At 37.4% G+C, this 17,954-nt stretch carries 14 protein-coding genes; 7 read left to right on the plus strand and 7 right to left on the minus strand.

From position 1 onward, the window contains the following. Positions 1-63 precede the first annotated feature (63 nt). Together B4F31_RS00795 and B4F31_RS00800 are read right to left on the minus strand one after the other, a co-directional pair. Positions 64-1,494, minus strand: coding sequence for a TonB-dependent receptor (locus B4F31_RS00795; protein ID WP_286760351.1), 1,431 nt, complete (start codon positions 1,492-1,494; stop codon positions 64-66). A 36-nt stretch (positions 1,495-1,530) separates the two neighbouring features. Next, the gene (locus B4F31_RS00800; protein WP_286760352.1) at positions 1,531-3,075 is read right to left on the minus strand and encodes a SulP family inorganic anion transporter; all 1,545 of its coding nucleotides are present in this window, start codon (positions 3,073-3,075) and stop codon (positions 1,531-1,533) included. A gap of 357 nt (positions 3,076-3,432) precedes the next feature. On the opposite strand from B4F31_RS00800, the gene era reads away from it, so the two are divergent. The 4 genes from era to B4F31_RS00820 all read left to right on the plus strand — a co-directional run bounded on the left by era (position 3,433) and on the right by B4F31_RS00820 (position 9,590). Further along, positions 3,433-4,314 (plus strand): GTPase Era, encoded by an 882-nt coding sequence (gene era / locus B4F31_RS00805; RefSeq protein WP_075325885.1) that lies wholly within the window; start codon positions 3,433-3,435, stop codon positions 4,312-4,314. A 189-nt stretch (positions 4,315-4,503) separates the two neighbouring features. Next, the gene (der, locus tag B4F31_RS00810) at positions 4,504-5,811 is read left to right on the plus strand and encodes a ribosome biogenesis GTPase Der (protein ID WP_286760353.1); all 1,308 of its coding nucleotides are present in this window, start codon (positions 4,504-4,506) and stop codon (positions 5,809-5,811) included. A 106-nt stretch (positions 5,812-5,917) separates the two neighbouring features. Then, positions 5,918-8,680 (plus strand): TonB-dependent receptor, encoded by a 2,763-nt coding sequence (locus tag B4F31_RS00815; protein ID WP_286760354.1) that lies wholly within the window; start codon positions 5,918-5,920, stop codon positions 8,678-8,680. A gap of 259 nt (positions 8,681-8,939) precedes the next feature. After that, positions 8,940-9,590: a hypothetical protein gene (locus B4F31_RS00820; RefSeq protein ID WP_286760355.1), complete on the plus strand. Its 651-nt coding sequence runs from the start codon at positions 8,940-8,942 to the stop codon at positions 9,588-9,590. A 422-nt stretch (positions 9,591-10,012) separates the two neighbouring features. Here B4F31_RS00820 and B4F31_RS00825 read toward each other — a convergent pair whose 3' ends face one another. Genes B4F31_RS00825 through B4F31_RS00845 form a run of 5 tightly spaced genes read right to left on the minus strand, consistent with a single transcriptional unit; the run spans position 10,013 to position 13,158 of the window. After that, entirely contained in the window at positions 10,013-10,807 is a 795-nt protein-coding gene (locus tag B4F31_RS00825) for a TPM domain-containing protein (RefSeq protein WP_286760356.1), read from the minus strand. Further along, the gene (locus tag B4F31_RS00830; RefSeq protein ID WP_093303942.1) at positions 10,808-11,248 is read right to left on the minus strand and encodes a TPM domain-containing protein; all 441 of its coding nucleotides are present in this window, start codon (positions 11,246-11,248) and stop codon (positions 10,808-10,810) included. It lies immediately after the preceding gene. 5 nt (positions 11,249-11,253) lie between these two features. Then, on the minus strand, positions 11,254-11,850 hold the full coding sequence (locus B4F31_RS00835; RefSeq protein ID WP_075325890.1) for a LemA family protein: 597 nt from the start codon (positions 11,848-11,850) through the stop codon (positions 11,254-11,256). A gap of 1 nt (position 11,851) precedes the next feature. Next, complete coding sequence (locus B4F31_RS00840; RefSeq protein ID WP_057480627.1) at positions 11,852-12,181, minus strand: MerR family transcriptional regulator; 330 nt, start codon at positions 12,179-12,181, stop codon at positions 11,852-11,854. Then, the gene (locus tag B4F31_RS00845; RefSeq protein WP_075325891.1) at positions 12,181-13,158 is read right to left on the minus strand and encodes a M23 family metallopeptidase; all 978 of its coding nucleotides are present in this window, start codon (positions 13,156-13,158) and stop codon (positions 12,181-12,183) included. The genes B4F31_RS00840 and B4F31_RS00845 overlap by 1 nt, the downstream gene beginning before the upstream one ends. Before the next feature lie 132 nt (positions 13,159-13,290). Between B4F31_RS00845 and alaS the strand changes: the two genes are divergently transcribed. From alaS to B4F31_RS00860, 3 genes are all read left to right on the plus strand, one after another. Beyond that, positions 13,291-15,900 (plus strand): alanine--tRNA ligase, encoded by a 2,610-nt coding sequence (gene alaS, locus B4F31_RS00850; RefSeq protein ID WP_286760357.1) that lies wholly within the window; start codon positions 13,291-13,293, stop codon positions 15,898-15,900. Positions 15,901-16,071: 171 nt separating this feature from the next. Then, positions 16,072-17,019 (plus strand): GSCFA domain-containing protein, encoded by a 948-nt coding sequence (locus B4F31_RS00855; RefSeq protein WP_286760358.1) that lies wholly within the window; start codon positions 16,072-16,074, stop codon positions 17,017-17,019. A 289-nt stretch (positions 17,020-17,308) separates the two neighbouring features. Further along, positions 17,309-17,923: a DUF4230 domain-containing protein gene (locus B4F31_RS00860; protein ID WP_093303931.1), complete on the plus strand. Its 615-nt coding sequence runs from the start codon at positions 17,309-17,311 to the stop codon at positions 17,921-17,923. Positions 17,924-17,954 lie beyond the last annotated feature (31 nt).

The raw sequence follows: 17,954 nt of genomic DNA on the forward strand, positions 1-17,954 counted from the left end.
AATCCCTATCTTCCTACTCTATCTTTACAAATACTTCTGAAAAAGGCAGAGGTGATTTTTTCTCTACTTTCCTCTAAAAAGTTCTTTTTCTTTAATCATTTTTGTAGTGCTTTCCGGCAGCATATCTTCCCATTCGGTTTTCCCTTCTCTAATCATTTGATGTACCTGCCTGGAGTGAATATCTAAGGTTTTAGGATCATAATCTTTAATATCTACAACCCGGCCATTATCTTTAAAATATTGATAAAGTTCCTGCATTCTTGGATGCACCTTTAGATTTTCACTGGTAATAATCTCGTCCGTTTCCTGGTCTTTAAGCGGATAAAGATAAATCTTTAAGCTTTTGAAGAATAATTTTCCAAAGGCTTCAAGAATTCCACCGCTTAAATGGCGGTAATATCTTTCGTCAAAAATGTCCTGAAGTGTACTTACACCCATGGTAAGGCCCATTCTTTCTTTTGTATGTTGGCCAAAATACTCTACCACCTTGTAATATTCCTGGAAGTTAGAAATCATTACCGTTTGGCCTAAAGAACCTAGTAAATCGGCACGATCCAGGAAATCCTGCTCGTCTATTTCTCCTTCGCCTTTTAAATTAGAAAGTGTAATTTCAAAAATAACTACCGTTTTATCCTTATCAACTTTTCTTTCATTCAGGAAAAGTTCTAGCGATTTTTCATACATCGCCATATTTACTTTAGTAACCGGTCTAAAACTTCCGCGTAGCGTTAAAATATTCTTTTTATAAAGTAAACTGGCCGGTAAAATATTGTTGCCATCGGGAGCGAACATAATGGCTTCTGTAATGCCTTTTTTAACCAATTCCAGGCTCATTAATCTATTGTCTACGTCTTTAAAAACAGGGCCGGTGAAATTAATAGCATCAATTTCAATCTTGTCGGTGGTTAGATGATCAAATAAATGATTGAGTAGCTTTTTAGGATTATCGTAGTGATAAAAGGCACTGTGAATAAGATTTACGCCCATTATCCCCAGGCTAATTTGCTGGTGCGAAGCATTGTTTTCGTGAAACTGCACATGCAGAACAATTTCGCTATAATCTTCTCCCGGTTTTGTTTGAAATCTAATTCCCAGCCAACCATGGCCTTTATATTTTTTTGCCCAGTCTATGGTTGCTACGGTATTGGCATAGCTAAAAAATAATTTATTAGGATGTTTTAGACGGGAAATACGCTCTTCAATAAGTCCGGTTTCGTAGCGCATCATACTCGTTAACCTGTCCTCTGTCACATAACGGCCATCATCTTCAATCCCGTAAATCGCATCGCTAAAATCCTTATCATAGGCACTTAGGGTTTTTGCAACAGTTCCGGAAGCATTTCCTGCCCGAAAGAAGTGCCGCACGGTTTCCTGCCCGGCACCAATTTCAGCAAAAGTTCCGTAGATATTTTCATTTAGATTAAGGCGCATTGCCTTGTTCTGCACAGAAGTTATTTCTTCGAACTTCTTTTCTCCTTCAGCAATTATAGACATCGTGTGTATTTTAGTTGAAGTATAAAGTTAAGAAACTTAAGCTTTATCTACCGCAACTTTATAGGTTGGATCTTCTAAAATGTTTACATCTATAATTGCATCTGCATTACTAAGCAGTCTTCGACAATCCTGACTTAAATGTCTTAAATGAAGTTTTTTGCCTTGTTTATGGTACCTCTCGGTAAGCTTATTTAAGGCTTCAATCCCCGACATATCTACTACACGACTCTCAGAAAAATCTATAATTACTTCTTCAGGATCGTTTAAAACATCAAATTTATCATTAAAAGTCTGCACAGATCCGAAGAATAGAGGGCCGTAAATCTCGTAATGTTTTATGCCATCTTCATCAATACGCTTTCTGGCTCTAATACGTTTTGCGTTGTCCCAGGCAAAAACAAGTGCTGAAATAATAACTCCTATCAATACGGCTAAAGCAAGGTTGTGAAGAATTACAGTTACTACGGTTACCAATACCATTACCAAAATATCAGATTTAGGCATTCTTCTAAAAGTTCTTAAACTGGCCCACTCAAAAGTTCCCACTGCAACCATAATCATAACCCCGGTTAAGGCCGCCATTGGAAGTAATTCAATAACCGAAGAGCCGAACATAATAAAGATTAATAAAAAAACAGCAGCAACAATACCCGATAATCGGGCACGTGCTCCAGAAGAAACGTTAATTAAACTTTGACCAAGCATTGCGCAACCACCCATCCCAGAGAAAAAACCTGAAAGTACGTTGGCAGTTCCCTGTGCCACACATTCTTTATTTCCGCTTCCCCGGGTTTCCGTAATTTCGTCTACAATATTTAGAGTTAATAAACTTTCAATTAAACCAACTCCGGCCATAATTGCGGCATATGGAAAAATAAGCATTAAAGTATCCAGGTTAAAAGGTACCATAGGAATATGGAAAGGAGGAAAACTACCTTTAATAGAAGCAATATCACCCACAGTTTTAGTATCTATTCCCAGGGCAGCTACAATCCCAAAAACTACTAAAATTGCAACTAGAGTGGCCGGGACTACTTTTGTAAGTTTTGGTAAAAGCCAGATAATTAAAATGGCAACACTTACAAGCGCAAGAAATGTATACATTGGGGGACCCGTCATCCATTCTAACTCACCGGTAACAGGGTTTAATGCTTTAAATTGGTCTAATTGGGACATGAAAATAATAATCGCCAAACCGTTTACGAAGCCAAATATTACAGAGTGGGGTACAAGCCTAATTAATTTCCCTAGTTTTAGAACTCCGGCTAAAACCTGTATTAATCCGGCTAAAACTACTGTAGCAAATATATATTCTGGTCCATGAGAAATTGAGAGACCCACTATAACCACAGCAACCGCTCCTGTAGCGCCAGAGATCATCCCTGGACGACCACCTAAAATAGCTGTTACCAATCCCATAACAAATGCGGCGTATAAACCGGTTAATGGCGAAAGCCCGGCGATTAATGCAAAGGCAACCGCTTCTGGTATTAATGCCAGCGCAACGGTAAGCCCTGCTAAAATTTCGTTTTTGTAATCTACTTTTTGTGAAAAATCAAACAGGTTGAAGATTTTTTGCATAAGAATATAATTTTAATAAATAAGGGAAAGCGGATTCTCTTCCGCAGAAAATAAATTTTCGGAATTTAATAGAAATGAAGACTTAACTGCCTAGGGCGGCGTAAGTGGAGACGATTGTATATTTCTTCTTTGCTTCATAAGAGCCGGCAAAATTAGCCAATTATTTTTGTTAGCCAAGTTTGTAGCCACTTTAGTAAGAATTTTTAATGTATTAATAATATGAAGCTATCTGATTATCAAATTACTAATAAATTTTAATAGAAAATTAATGGAAAACCTATTTATGAAATAAATTTAAATCAAAAGCAGATAACTGTAAGTGAATCGTCTTACCTTTGCAGCATAAAAATTATCAAAATGGCACATAAGGCAGGATTTGTAAATATTATTGGGAACCCTAATGTGGGGAAATCTACTTTAATGAATGCTTTTGTAGGCGAAAAATTGTCTATTATCACTTCTAAAGCGCAAACCACCCGCCACCGTATTCTGGGAATTGTAAATGGCGAAGACTTCCAGGTGTTGTTAAGCGATACCCCCGGAATTATTAAACCGGCTTACGAGTTGCAGGAATCTATGATGGGTTTTGTAAAATCTGCTTTTGAAGATGCCGATGTTTTGATATATATGGTAGAAATTGGGGAAAAGGAACTTAAAGATGAAGCCTTTTTTAATAAAATTATAGGAACCGATATTCCTGTTATTTTATTGCTGAATAAAATTGATAAATCTAACCAGGAAGAATTGGAAAGCCAGGTACAAATGTGGACAGAGAAAGTGCCCAATGCTGAAATTTTCCCGGTTTCGGCTTTAGAAGGTTTTAATGTTGCTGAAGTATTTAACCGAATTATTGAGTTATTACCAGAATCTCCGGCGTTTTATCCAAAAGACACGCTTACCGATAAGCCCGAACGTTTCTTTGTAAATGAAATTATTCGCGAAAAGATTTTAATGCATTACAAAAAGGAAATTCCTTATGCGGTAGAAATTGATACGCAGGAATTTTTTGAAGAAGAGAAAATCATTAGAATGCGTAGCGTGATTATGGTAGAGCGCGAAACTCAAAAAGGAATTATTATAGGTCATAAAGGTGCCGCTTTAAAAAGGGTTGGGGTAGAAGCCCGAAAAGATCTTGAGAAATTCTTTGGGAAACAGGTTCATCTTGAACTTTACGTAAAAGTGAACAAAAACTGGAGAAGCGATCAACGCCAGTTAAAGCGTTTTGGGTATAATGAATAATTTTTCTGAATTAATTTTCTAAAAGTTTTTATCTAAAATTTTCAATTTAAATACTTCAATTTTTTACAGAAAACTTCCGTTTTCTAAGTTTCGGGTAAACCCGAATTTTTACACTAATTTTGCAAACAATTGCATTTTCTGAATAAATTCAGAAAACAAACCTCTTTGAGGCAATAAAGAATAAATATTATGGGCAATATTGTAGCCATTGTAGGAAGACCTAATGTTGGAAAATCTACTTTTTTCAACCGATTAATTCAACGTCGTGAGGCGATTGTAGATTCGGTTAGTGGGGTAACCCGCGATCGTCATTATGGAAAATCTGATTGGAATGGTCGTAATTTTTCTCTTATAGATACCGGTGGATATGTTGTGGGAAGCGACGATATTTTTGAAGCCGAAATAGACAAGCAGGTAGAACTTGCTATAGATGAAGCCGATGCCATAATTTTTATGGTAGATGTTGAAAGTGGCGTAACCCCTATGGACGAGGATGTTGCGCAATTGCTTAGAAAAGTAGATAAACCTGTTCTTCTTGCTGTTAATAAAGTAGATAATAATAAAAGGCTGGAGAATGCTGTCGAATTTTATTCTTTAGGTCTTGGCGAATATTTTCCTATTGCCAGTACAAACGGTAGTGGTACCGGAGATTTACTTGATGCTTTAGTAGAAGCGCTCCCTGAAACCGAAGCCGAAGAAGAAACCGAATTACCAAGATTTGCTGTAGTGGGACGTCCCAATGCCGGGAAATCTTCTTTTATCAATGCACTTATTGGCGAAGAACGTTATATAGTTACCGATATTGCAGGGACAACCCGCGATGCTATGGATACTAAGTATAATAGGTTCGGGTTTGAATTTAACATTGTAGACACTGCCGGGATTAGAAGAAAGTCTAAGGTTAAAGAAGACCTTGAATTTTACTCGGTAATGCGTTCAGTTCGAGCTATAGAAAATTGCGATGTATGTTTGGTAATCTTAGATGCTACCCGCGGATTTGACGGGCAGGTTCAAAATATATTTTGGCTGGCACAAAGAAACCGAAAAGGAATTGTAATTCTTGTAAATAAATGGGATTTGGTTGAAGATAAGGAAACCAATACCATGAAAGAGTTTGAGGCCATGATTAGGCGTGAAATAGAACCTTTTACCGATGTGCCTATCGTCTTTATGTCGGTGCTTACCAAACAAAGAATCTTTAAAGCTATAGAAACGGCGGTAAAGGTTTTTGAGAATCGTAGTAAGAAAATTAAAACCCGCGAGCTTAACGATATAATGCTTCCTATAATTGAGCAAAATCCTCCGCCGGCTTATAAAGGGAAGTATGTAAAGATAAAATTCTGTACCCAATTGCCTACCCCACAGCCGCAGTTTGCTTTTTTTTGTAATCTTCCGCAGTATGTTAGAGATCCTTATAAACGTTTTATAGAGAACAAGTTAAGAAAGGAATTTGATCTTACGGGAGTACCTATTTCAGTGTATTTCAGAAAAAAATAAAATTAGCTGTTAAACTTTGTAACAAATTGAGAGTCTAACTACCAATATAGTTAGTGAGGCATAACTTTGTCTTGATTTTTTTCAAATTTTAACACCTAAACCCTCCATGAGAATTCTTCTTTCCCTTGCCTTTCTGTTTTTGGCAGGAAATCTAACAGCCCAAAATTTTGAAATAAATGGTAAAATAACCGATTCGCAGGGAGCACCCCTGGAATCGGCAACGGTTTACCTGGAGAAACCGGCAGATAGTAGTTTGGTTACCTATACAATTTCAGACAATACAGGAGAATTTCAACTTTCTGGAAGTTCAGAAATTAAGGAATTAAATTTACTTATTTCCTATGCCGGCTTTAAGACTTATGCTCAGCAGGTGCAAATTAATAGCGAGGTAAATCTTGATGTTATAAAAATGCAGGTAGCCGATAATGCTTTAGATGAAATAACAATTACTTCTTCTCGCGCGCCGGTAACGATAAAGAAAGATACCCTGGAATTTAATGCAGCTTCTTTTAAAACGCGTAAAGATGCAAACCTGGAAGAATTACTTAAAGAACTTCCCGGGGTAGAAGTGGCTACAGATGGTAGTATTACCGTAAACGGAACCCCGGTTTCGCAAATTAAAGTGAACGGAAAAGAATTTTTTGGAGACGACCCAAAGATCGCTACCAAAAACCTGCCTAAGGAATTGATAAATAAACTTCAGGTGGTAGATAGCAAAACTAAATCTGAAGAATTTACCGGAAAAGAAGGAGATGCCGAAAACAAAACCATTAATATTACCATAGACGAAGATAAAAACCGCGGATTTTTCTCCAGGCTTACTGCAGGCGGCGGAACCGATGAGCGTTATGAATTAAGCGGAATTGGAAATTATTTTAAAAATGATATGCGCGTGAGCCTTTTGGCGAGTTCCAACAACATTAATTCTTCCGGGTTCTCATTCGATGAAATTTATGATGCGATGGGCCGTAATGCTTATTCCATCAGTAGGAGCAGAGGTGGAAATTTCAGCATTAACGGAAGTAATTTTGGATCAGCAAACGGGATTACAAAATCTGATAACGCCGGATTTAGTTTTGTAAACGAATGGCCACAGGAAACCGAACTTTCTTCTAATTATTTCTATAGTCGTGCTGATAATAGAACCGAAAGCCGAACTCAAAGAGAAAATATTTTGCCAGATAGAAGATTCTTTAATAATTCTGAATCTAGCGGAAACAGGGTGAATAATAATCACCGATTTAATTTAGGATTCGAGATTCAGCCAGATACTTTAACAAGGATTTCAGTGAGACCAAATATAAACACCAATAACGGTCGCTCTTCTAACCAATCTTTCACAGAATCTGTTGCAGAAGATGGTACCCCAATAAATACTGCTTTAACCGATAATTATTCTGAAGTTCACAGCGTGAATTTCTCGAACCGATTGAATTTTACAAGAAAATTTGGTAAAAACGGAGGTTATTATAGTTTAGGATTTAATAATCAGAATAATACACGTTCACAGGATAACAATTTCTTTTCAGAAAGAGAGATATACAATCAGGAAGGAGAGTTGGTCAATACCGATATTCAGGACCAGTTGATTTCAGAAGAGAATAAAGACAATAATTACGGAGTTGATCTAAGTAGCCGTTTTCCTATCACAGAAGAGTTAATGCTGGATGTAAGCTACAATTTCGATAAAGCAGACGGGCGAAATGAGCGATTGGTGTATGATGCAAATGATGATGGTGATTATACACTTCTTGACAATGAATTAAGCAACGATTTTAAATCTGAATCTTTTACGCATCGTCCGAGCTTAGGTCTTGCGTATAACGGAGAGAAATTAAGAGCAAGTGTTTCGGGAGGTTTCCAAAGTATCAGGCTAAAGAATGAAGATCTATTCACTGAAACTTCTATAGATAATACTTATGAAAATCTTTTTGCAAATGCATATTTCCGGTACAATTTGGCGCAGGGAAAAGCTATTTATTTCAATTATAGTAACTCCTGGGATGCACCTTCATTAAACCAGTTACAACCGGTTACCAATACTATAAATCCTTTGAATATCACCACGGGTAACCCCGATCTTAGACCAGCCTTAAGACATAGATTTTACTTCAACTTTAATAATTTTGATTTTAAAACCCGATCTGGTTTTTACGCTTATTTTGGTGGAAATTTCACCGATGACCAGGTGGTTACAAGAAGTACGGTAGATGAAGATTTGGTGAGAACCACGACATATACCAACGTAGACGGTGTTTACAGCTATTTCGGTGGTGGAAATATTGATAAAACCTTTGAACTGGAGAAAGAAAGTTCTATTAAGATTCGTGGAGGAGTTTATGGAAATTATAACAGAAATGTCGGCTTCACCAATGAGCAACGTTTTACCTCTAAAACCCTAAACCTGACTCCCAATTTAGGAGTTGAGTATAATTTCAGGGATTTGGTGACTATTGAGCCTTTTTATAGCGTTGAATTTGTAGATGCCCAGTACAGTTTTAATAACAGGGAAGAGAATTATAAGAATCAGAATATCTCTTTGGCGCTAACCTCTTTCTGGCCAGAAAAATTTGTGATTGGAAGTGATATTGCATACCAATCTATTGGTAACGCTTCCCCCGGATTTCAAAATTCATTTTACCTATGGAATGCCAGTTTGGGATATGAAGTCTTTGGAGATAATGGAACGCTAAAAATTAAAGTATTCGACTTGCTGGATCAAAACATCGCCACCCGAAGATTTACCGGAGACGATTTTATTCAGGACACCCAGGAGCTTGTTTTAGAACAATATTTTATGCTGAGTTTTACTTATAAAATAAGCAAGTTTGGAGGGAAAGACCCGAATAATAACAGGAGAGGAAGATAGAATTTGCTCCCTGCTTCTAAAACAGGTGAATGAATTCCAATTATCGTAAGAAAGGGGTGGTTGGTTGTCCAGAACTTAGTAAAGACCCCTCCGGCCTACGGCCACCCTGCCCGACTTTTGTCATACAAGCTCCTCCCCTTTTTTCAAGGGGAGGAGCTTGTATGAATTTCTAAATTGTATTATTGACATTCGGTTTAACATAAATAATTTTTATTACTGTTAAATAAATTTATATTTTAGGAAAATAAAACCAATAAATATGTTAAAATTAAAACTCCTTATTACGTTATTTTTCACTATTTTAGTAACCAGCTGTGGGAAAGAAGAAATAGATGAAAATTTACATTCAGAAAAGTCCAATAAATTAACTTTTGTAGAATCGTCTGATAACATGGTTGTTTCTGAAATCTTTATTTCCAAAGGACAAGATGGTATTACAGCAGAAGTGAAATATTTTAATAATCCATGGAATACTGAGAATGTTAAATTTCAAATTCTGAAGAAAGAAAAATCTTTTGAAATTAATGAATTATCTGGTCTGAAAAGGTCGGTTAAAATTTTTAAGAAAGGGGAGCAATTAAGTCTTAGCTTTTTTGTGAATAATTCTTTGGTGGATATTGATAAAAGCGAATATACTTTTGTAGATATAATTGAAATTATAAAGAACAGCAATTTGAGAAATGAACGGGTAGTAATTAGTAAACCCTCAAATTCCTTAGAAAAACAATCCGCAGATGGTACTTTTAATTCTGTTAGTTCGAGATGTAGTACTGCGAGAGCAGGTGTAACAGAGCAAATAAAAAAAGTAGGCGGGTACGCCACTACCTCTGAAGTAGATTGTTATAGTGCTATGTTCATTTGTTGGTGTTCAGCAACGGTAGACCTTCATGGAGCGGGAGGAAGTTGGTAGAGATTTTAAGAATGAGGATGTCTTAAATTATTCTTTATTGATAAGTGATAGCCTGATATAACAATGGAGCAATTATTGTCAGGATAACGGGTATAATGTCATAATTCTCGAAATGAGGGCAAGAATACTCTTACAAAAAAAGTATGCAAAATGGTAACTTTTAAAGAGGTGGAATTTAGCAGCGCTAAAGAAAGAGGTGGTTCCACATCCAATATGAAATTTCCAGTTGATTTTCGAGAAAATAACCCCTCCAGCCTACGACTACCCTCCCCGATTTTGTGATTCAGGCGGGCTCCTCTTGAAAATAAGGGGAGGAGCTCTATGAAATTCTAAAATGAGCTCGATTAGATTAAAAAATCATTTAAACTGGTAACCGAAAAGTGAAAACCGTTTACTGCCTACTGAAAAACTATGTACTAAACCTACCAGCTTCCACCGGCACCGCCGCCGCCAAATCCTCCGCCGCCGAAGCCACCACCAAAGCCGCCTCCGCCGCCAAATCCACCTCCAGAACTGCCGCCGCCGAATGTACCGCGACCCAATGAACTGAGGATTATAGCATCCAGGAAGGTGCCACCGGCACTTCTTCTTCCGCCATTTCTTCCGCCTTTGTTTTTGTTGGCCAGGGAAACAATAATTACAAGTAAGATAATTCCCATTACAAGAAGCTGTACGGGGATTCCTTCAGATTGACCACGTCTTTGAGGTGTGCCTTCAAAAGTACCGTCTAAGACCTGGAAAATTGCGGTAGTACCCGCATCAAGACCATTGTAATAACTTCCGTTTCTAAATTCGGGAAGAATTACCTGCTGAATTATTTGCCAGGTTTTAGCATCGGTCATGTATTCTTCAAGTCCATAACCTGTGGTAATCCAAATCTTTTTATCTTCTTCAGCTACAATAACTAACAAGCCATTATCTTCTGCACTTTGGCCAATTCCCCATTCCTGGGCCCATTTCGTAGCATAATCACTTTGGTTTTCGCCTTGAAAAGAACTGATAGTTGCGATTACAATTTGGGTAGAAGTGGTATCTGCATAGTTAACCAATTTCTGCTCAAGCTGACTTTCTTCCGAAGAAGATAAAATATCAGCCTCGTCATATACGCTCGTTTCTTCAGCTGGTTTTGGAGGAACATCGCGCTGCGCATATATAAACCCCGAGAAAACGAGGAAAAACAAAAATATTAGTTGGAATCTTTTAGTGAATTGTGGCATTTATCCTTTTGAAATTTCATTGGAGAGTTCGTCCCGGGTCTCGTCGCTATACGGGAAGTGTTTTTTAAGCTGCTGGCCTGCGGTTAAAATTCCGTCTACCAGGCCTTGCTTAAATTCTCCTTTTTTAAATTTTTCTACAATGGCATCTTTGGTACTTTCCCAAAAATCGTCTGGAACAACATCGTTAATTCCTTTATCGCCGTAGATCACAAAGTTATGATCTTCTACGGCAACATATATCAGCACGCCATTATCGTGTTTGGTATTATCCATTTTCAGCATATGAAAAACCTCCATAGCGCGATCAAAAATATCCATCTCGCCAGTGGTTTTTTCCAGGTGAACCCTTACTTCGCCAGATGTATGGCTCTCTGCCGTTCTAATGGCTTTAATGATTTCCTCTTCGTCTTTTTTACTTAAAAAATCCTCTACTTTACCCATTTCGCTTAAAAATCAAATTCAACATCTGGAGCATTTTCTGCACCTTCTTCTGCTTCAAAAGCTGGTTTTCTTTCAAAACCGAACATTCCGGCAAAAATATTATTCGGGAATTTTCTAATATAAGTGTTGTATTGTCTTACCGCTTCATTGTAGCGATTTCTCGCAACGCTAATTCGGTTCTCAGTTCCTTCTAATTGCGACTGTAATTGAAGAAAATTCTGATTCGATTTTATATCGGGGTATCTTTCAACCGAGACCAAAAGCCTGGATAAAGCATTAGATAATCCGCCCTGAGCTTGCTGGAATTGCTGAATTTGCTGCGGATCTAAATTTCCCGCATCAACATTTACCGAAGTAGCTTTTGCTCGCGCCTCAATAACATCGGTTAAAGTTCCTCGTTCAAAATCGGCTGAACCTTCTACTGTGCTAACTAAATTCGGGATAAGATCACTTCTTCGCTGATAGGCATTTTCAACATCGGCCCAATTCTTAGATACATTTTCTTCATATTCTACTGCGGTGTTATTTACTCCTGCGGTGAGGCTGTAAACGATAATACCAAGAACTACGATTACTATTACAGGGATTAACCATTTTTTCATTCTACAACTGATTTTTAAGATTGATTAGTTTTGCTTTTACTCCTTCCAACTTACGAATAATTTCGAAGTTGCTAAGGGTTTTGTGTTTTTCTTCTTTTAAATGTGTTTTGGCACCTTCCAGGGTGAATCCGCGTTCTTTTACCAGGTGATAAATAAGCTCTAAATTCTTAATATCCTCGGGTGTGAATTTGCGATTTCCCTTGGCATTTTTTTTAGGCTGAATTACATCAAATTCTTTCTCCCAAAACCTAATTAGAGAAGTGTTTACCTTAAAGGCTTCTGCAACTTCGCCAATGCCGTAATATCTTTTATCGGGTAAATTAAGATGCATTAATCCAGGGATTGGTTTTCTTGTTGTGCTTTTTCCAGAACCTTATCAAATTCTTCTGGCGAAAGGTTTCCATAGTAAAAATTAATCGGGTTAATTCGGTTATCATCTTTAAATATCTCATAATGTAAATGAGGTCCCTGGGATCTGCCCGTGCTGCCCACGTAACCAATAATATCCCCACGTTGAACCCGCTGGCCAACCCGTACATTATATTTATATAAGTGGGCGTAAAGGCTGGTGTAGCCATAGCCGTGATCTACTCTTATATGATTTCCATAACCGGTAGCGCGATTATCTGCTCTTTCCACCCTGCCATCTCCTGTGGCGTAAACCGGCGTTCCTCGAGGCGCGCTAAAATCCATCCCGTGGTGAAATTTTCTCACTTTAGTAAATGGGTCGGTTCTCCATCCGTAACCAGAAGCAATTCTGCTTAAATCTTCATTTTTTACCGGTTGTATAGCAGGAACCGAAGCTAAAAGACTCTCTTTTTCCTTTGCCAATTCTGCAATTTCATCTAAGGATTTAGATTGTACCACCAACTGTTTGGTGAGAATATCCATTCGCTTGCTGGTTTCAATAATCAATTTAGAATTATCAAAACCTTCAAGGTCTTTGTAGCGGTTAATTCCGCCAAAACCTGCTCTTCTTTGCTCTTCAGGAATTGGGTTTGCTTCAAAATAAACCCGGTAAATATTATTGTCCCGATCTTCAATATTTGCCAGAACATTCTGGACCTGGTTCATTTTTTTATTCAGTAATCCATATTGTAATTCCATGTTTTGAAGTTCGCGTTTTAAGGCCTTTTCTTTTGGAGTTACAATCTGAGGAATATTTAAATAAATGACCAGTAATAAAAAACCAGAGAGGAAAGATCCCAGGATACTAAGCAGCACAATCCCTATGCGGCGGCCCTTTCGGCGCTCTATTTTTCTATAGGATTGCGTGTCGCTATCGTAATAATATTTAACCTTCGACATGAGTCAAATTTATGCTATTTTTGCCAACAATAATTAGCAATTACCGTGCTAAGTTTAGTCTGGTAAACGAACAAATATAGGAAATTGTTTCAGCACCAACACAAATTAATAATTTTAGATTAGAGCAGCTAGATGAAATCTCAGGAAATAAGAAGCCAATTTTTAGAATTTTTTAAATCCAAATCTCATAAAATCGTTCCCTCAGCGCCTATGGTGCTAAAAGACGATCCCACTTTAATGTTTACCAACGCCGGGATGGTTCAGTTTAAGGAGTATTTTTTAGGAAATAGCGAGCCTTCCAGTTCCCGAATTACCGATAGCCAAAAATGCCTTCGCGTAAGCGGAAAACATAACGATTTGGAAGAAGTGGGAATGGATACTTACCATCACACGATGTTCGAGATGTTAGGGAACTGGAGTTTTGGTGATTATTTTAAAGAGGAAGCCATAAACTGGGCCTGGGAATTGCTTACCGAAGTTTTTAAAATTGCTCCTGAAAATCTTTATGTTTCTGTTTTTGAAGGAAGCGAAGAAGATAAATTAGGATTGGATACCGAAGCCCTGGAACTTTGGAAAAAGATTGTTCCTGAAGATCGCATTGTTTACGGCGATAAAAAAGACAATTTCTGGGAAATGGGAGACCAGGGACCTTGCGGACCTTGTTCTGAAATTCATATTGATATTCGATCTGAAGCTGAAAAAGCTAAGAAACCCGGAAAAGAACTGGTAAATGCAGATCACCCACAAGTGGTAGAGATCTGGAACCTGGTTTTTATGCAATATAACCGTAAAGCTGATGGTTCTTTAGTAGAATTACCGGCAAAACATATAGACACCGGGATGGGTTTTGAACGTCTTTGTATGGTTTTACAGGGAACACAATCTAATTACGATACCGATGTTTTTACGCCGCTAATTGCTGAACTGGAAAAAATCACGAATTCTCAGTACGGAAAATCTGAAAAAACCGATATCGCGATTCGGGTAATTGCAGATCACGTGAGAGCGGTAACTTTTTCTATAGCCGATGGGCAATTGCCATCAAACACCGGTGCCGGTTATGTGATTAGAAGAATTTTAAGACGTGCCATTCGTTATGGATTTACATTTTTAGATACCAAAGAACCTTTTATTTATAAGCTTGTTGAGGTGTTAAGTAAGCAAATGGGCGAAGCATTTCCTGAGCTTAAATCTCAAAAAACTTTATGCGAAAATGTGATTAAGGAAGAAGAACAATCTTTTTTAAGAACATTGGACCAGGGCTTGATTTTGCTGGAAAATATAATTTCAGAAACCAAAGGAAAAACGGTTTCGGGGAAGAAAGCATTTGAGCTTTACGATACTTTTGGTTTCCCTATAGATTTAACAGCACTAATTTTACGTGAACGCGGATTCGATCTTGATCAAAAGGAATTTGAAGTTCAGCTTAAGGAGCAAAAAGACAGGTCCCGTGCGGCAACCCAGGTTACAGCGGGAGACTGGGAAGAAATAAATTCGGTAAATGCTGAAGCCTTCGTAGGTTACGATCATTTAGAGGCTGAAACCCAAATTGCACGATACCGAAAAGTGGAAAGCAAAAAAGGTGCTTTTTATCAAATTGTGCTTTCGCAAACTCCGTTTTACCCTGAAGGTGGCGGACAGGTTGGAGATAAAGGTTTTCTTGTAGATAGCGAAAACAACAAAATAGAGATTACCGATACTAAAAAAGAAAACAACTTAATTGTTCATTTTGCTAAATCGCTTCCTAAGAATCCAAAAGATAAATTTAGGGCGGTTGTAAATTCAAAAAACCGTGCGGCTACCGCGGCTAATCATACGGCCACGCACTTATTGCACCAGGCGCTTCGGGAAGTTTTGGGAACTCACGTAGAACAAAAAGGTTCTCTGGTTAAAGGAGATTATCTGCGCTTCGATTTTTCTCACTTCAGCAAAGTAAATAAAGAGGAATTAGAGCAGGTTGAAAAACTGGTAAATCAGCGAATCAACGAGCAATTACCTTTAGAAGAGCAGCGAAGTATTTCGTTTAAGGAGGCCGTTAACCAGGGCGCTTTGGCGCTGTTTGGTGAAAAATACGGGGATGCTGTTCGTGCCATTCGTTTTGGAGAATCTATGGAACTTTGTGGTGGAATTCATGTAAAAAATACTTCAGAAATATGGCATTTTAAAATCACTTCAGAAGGAGCTGTTGCTTCCGGAATTAGAAGGATTGAAGCAATTACCGGGGAAGCTGTAAAAGATTATTTTGCCACCCAGGATGAGGTTCTAGAGCAAATAAAAGCCGAATTGAAAAACGCCAAAGACCCGGTAAAAGCGGTAAATACTTTGCAGGACGAAAATGCAGCATTGAAAAAGCAGGTAGAAGCCTTACTAAAGGATAAAGCCAAAAACCTAAAAAGTGAATTAAAGTCTGAAATTTCTGAAATAAACGGGGTGAATTTCCTTGCTAAGAAAGTAGATCTTGATGCCAGCGGCATAAAAGATCTTGCTTTCCAACTTGGGGATGAATTCGAAAACTTGTTTTTATTATTCGGAACCGAGCAAAATGGAAAGGCACTTTTAAGTTGCTATATTTCTAAAGACCTGGCAAAAGAAAAAGACCTGCATGCAGGAAAAATTGTAAAAGACCTGGGCAAATATATCCAGGGCGGTGGTGGTGGCCAGCCGTTTTTTGCAACTGCCGGCGGTAAAAAACCGGAAGGAATAAACGAGGCTCTGCAAGAAGCACAGGCTTATTTAAAATAAAGCATGACGCTGTCTGAAAAGTCTATTTTCGTCAAGCTGAACTTGTTTAAGCTTCTAACATGTTTTTTGATTACCATTACGTTAGATCCCCGATAAAAAATCGGGACAGGCTTTGAAATAAATTCAAGATGACGTTTTTAAAACCTTTTCAGACAGCTTCTATATAATGCTATGGAATTCAGGACCAAAATACCTATAAAAAAGGCTGAGCCTAAGATAGATTATAAATCTAAAATCTTTCTTATTGGTTCCTGTTTTGTAGAGAATATCAGTAAAAAACTGGATTTCTATAAGCTGCAAAATTTACAGAATCCCTTCGGAATTCTTTTTCATCCTTTGGCTATTGCAAAGTTTTTTCGAAAACTTAACGAAGCCGCGTTTTATACTGAGAAGGATATTTTTCAGCACCAGGAGCGCTGGCATTGTTTTGATGCGCATTCTTCTTTAAGTAATCCTGATCCTGAGGTTTTACTAAATAACCTGAATTCCGCATTAAAAAACGCTCATGAGTTTCTTCAGCAAAGCTCACATTTGGTAATCACTTTGGGTACTAGCTGGAGCTATTTTCATTTAGAAAGTGAACAGAGCGTTGCCAACTGTCATAAAGTTCCGCAGAAATCTTTTAGGAAAGAAATACAATCTATAGAAGAAATTGAGCGAGCTTTAAATGAGATTCTGGAAGACGCACACCAAATAAACCCTGATGCTGAAGTGATTTTCACCGTTTCTCCAGTTCGGCATATTAAGGACGGATTTGTTGAAAATCAGCGTAGCAAAGCGCATTTAATTACCGCTGTTCATAAGGTTTGCGAAGAAAGCAAGAAAACCCATTATTTTCCATCTTATGAATTGATGATGGATGAACTTCGGGACTATCGGTTTTATACTGAAGATATGTTACACCCTTCTCAAACAGCCATATACTATATTTGGAAAAGATTTACGGAAACCTGGTTTTCAGAAGACTCTCTTTCGATTTTAAATGAGGTGGAAAATATTCAAAAAGGATTAGCACACCGTCCATTTAATCTCAATTCTGAAGCGCATCGTAAATTTCTAAAAAATTTGAATTCTAAAGTTTCAACACTCCAAAAGCGTTATCCGCATCTTCAGTTCTAAATTAAGTTATCGTCAAAAAAACATTAAATTAATTTCGGAATTGTTTATATATTAATTTTTTTTGTATTTTTATCTTAGAATTTTAGATATAAGTTATTGATAACGAATGGCTGAGAAGTCGTTTTTTATGACTGTATCTTAATTCGTTTTCTAAAATTTGTTGGGGTAGATTTTAGAAAGTTAAAAACTTATGGACGGGTGGGGCCGTCCATAAGTGTTTTAAAAAAGTAATGTTTTCTTCAAAAACTCCAAAATTCACATTCTTTGTACCTTTAGAAAAAATTGATAAATGAGAAATTTCCTTATAGGTGCCATTTTGGTCTTGCTTGTGGTTTTTGGTATTCGCTATTGTGAAAACAGAAATATTGAAAAAGATCAATTAGAAGAAAGTACAGCCTTACTTCAGCAGCAAATTAAAAATGTGGGAAAATTGGTGGTAACCGAAGGTACTTTTTCACAAGTTTATTCTTATAAAAACTCAAAGAAGTTTTATCTCGATATTTTTTCGGCAAGAAAGAAAGCGCTTATCATTGTAAATGCTACGGCAACGGTGGCTTACGATCTAAGTAAATTAGAAACCGAAATTGATGAAGAAAATAAAATTGTACGCATCACTTCTATTCCTAAAGAAGAAATTACAATAAATCCCGAGATAAAATATTACGATGTTACCCAGGATTATTTAAACCAGTTTGATGCGGAAGATCACAATAAAATTAAGGGCCGAATTGAAAAATCTATTAGAGAAAAGGTAGAAGCTTCTTCGCTTAAATCTAATGCTGAAAACAGGCTAATTAGCGAATTGCAAAAGATCTATATTTTAACTAACTCTATGGGTTGGACGCTGCAATACAACGACCAGAATTTCAATGATTCCGAAGAATTCGAAAAAATAAAACTCTAGTCTGCTTTTTCGGAATTTAAAACTTGAATGT

It is taken from the genome of Salegentibacter sp. UBA1130 (genome assembly GCF_002311535.1).
Taxonomy (GTDB): Bacteria; Bacteroidota; Bacteroidia; order Flavobacteriales; family Flavobacteriaceae; genus Salegentibacter; species Salegentibacter agarivorans.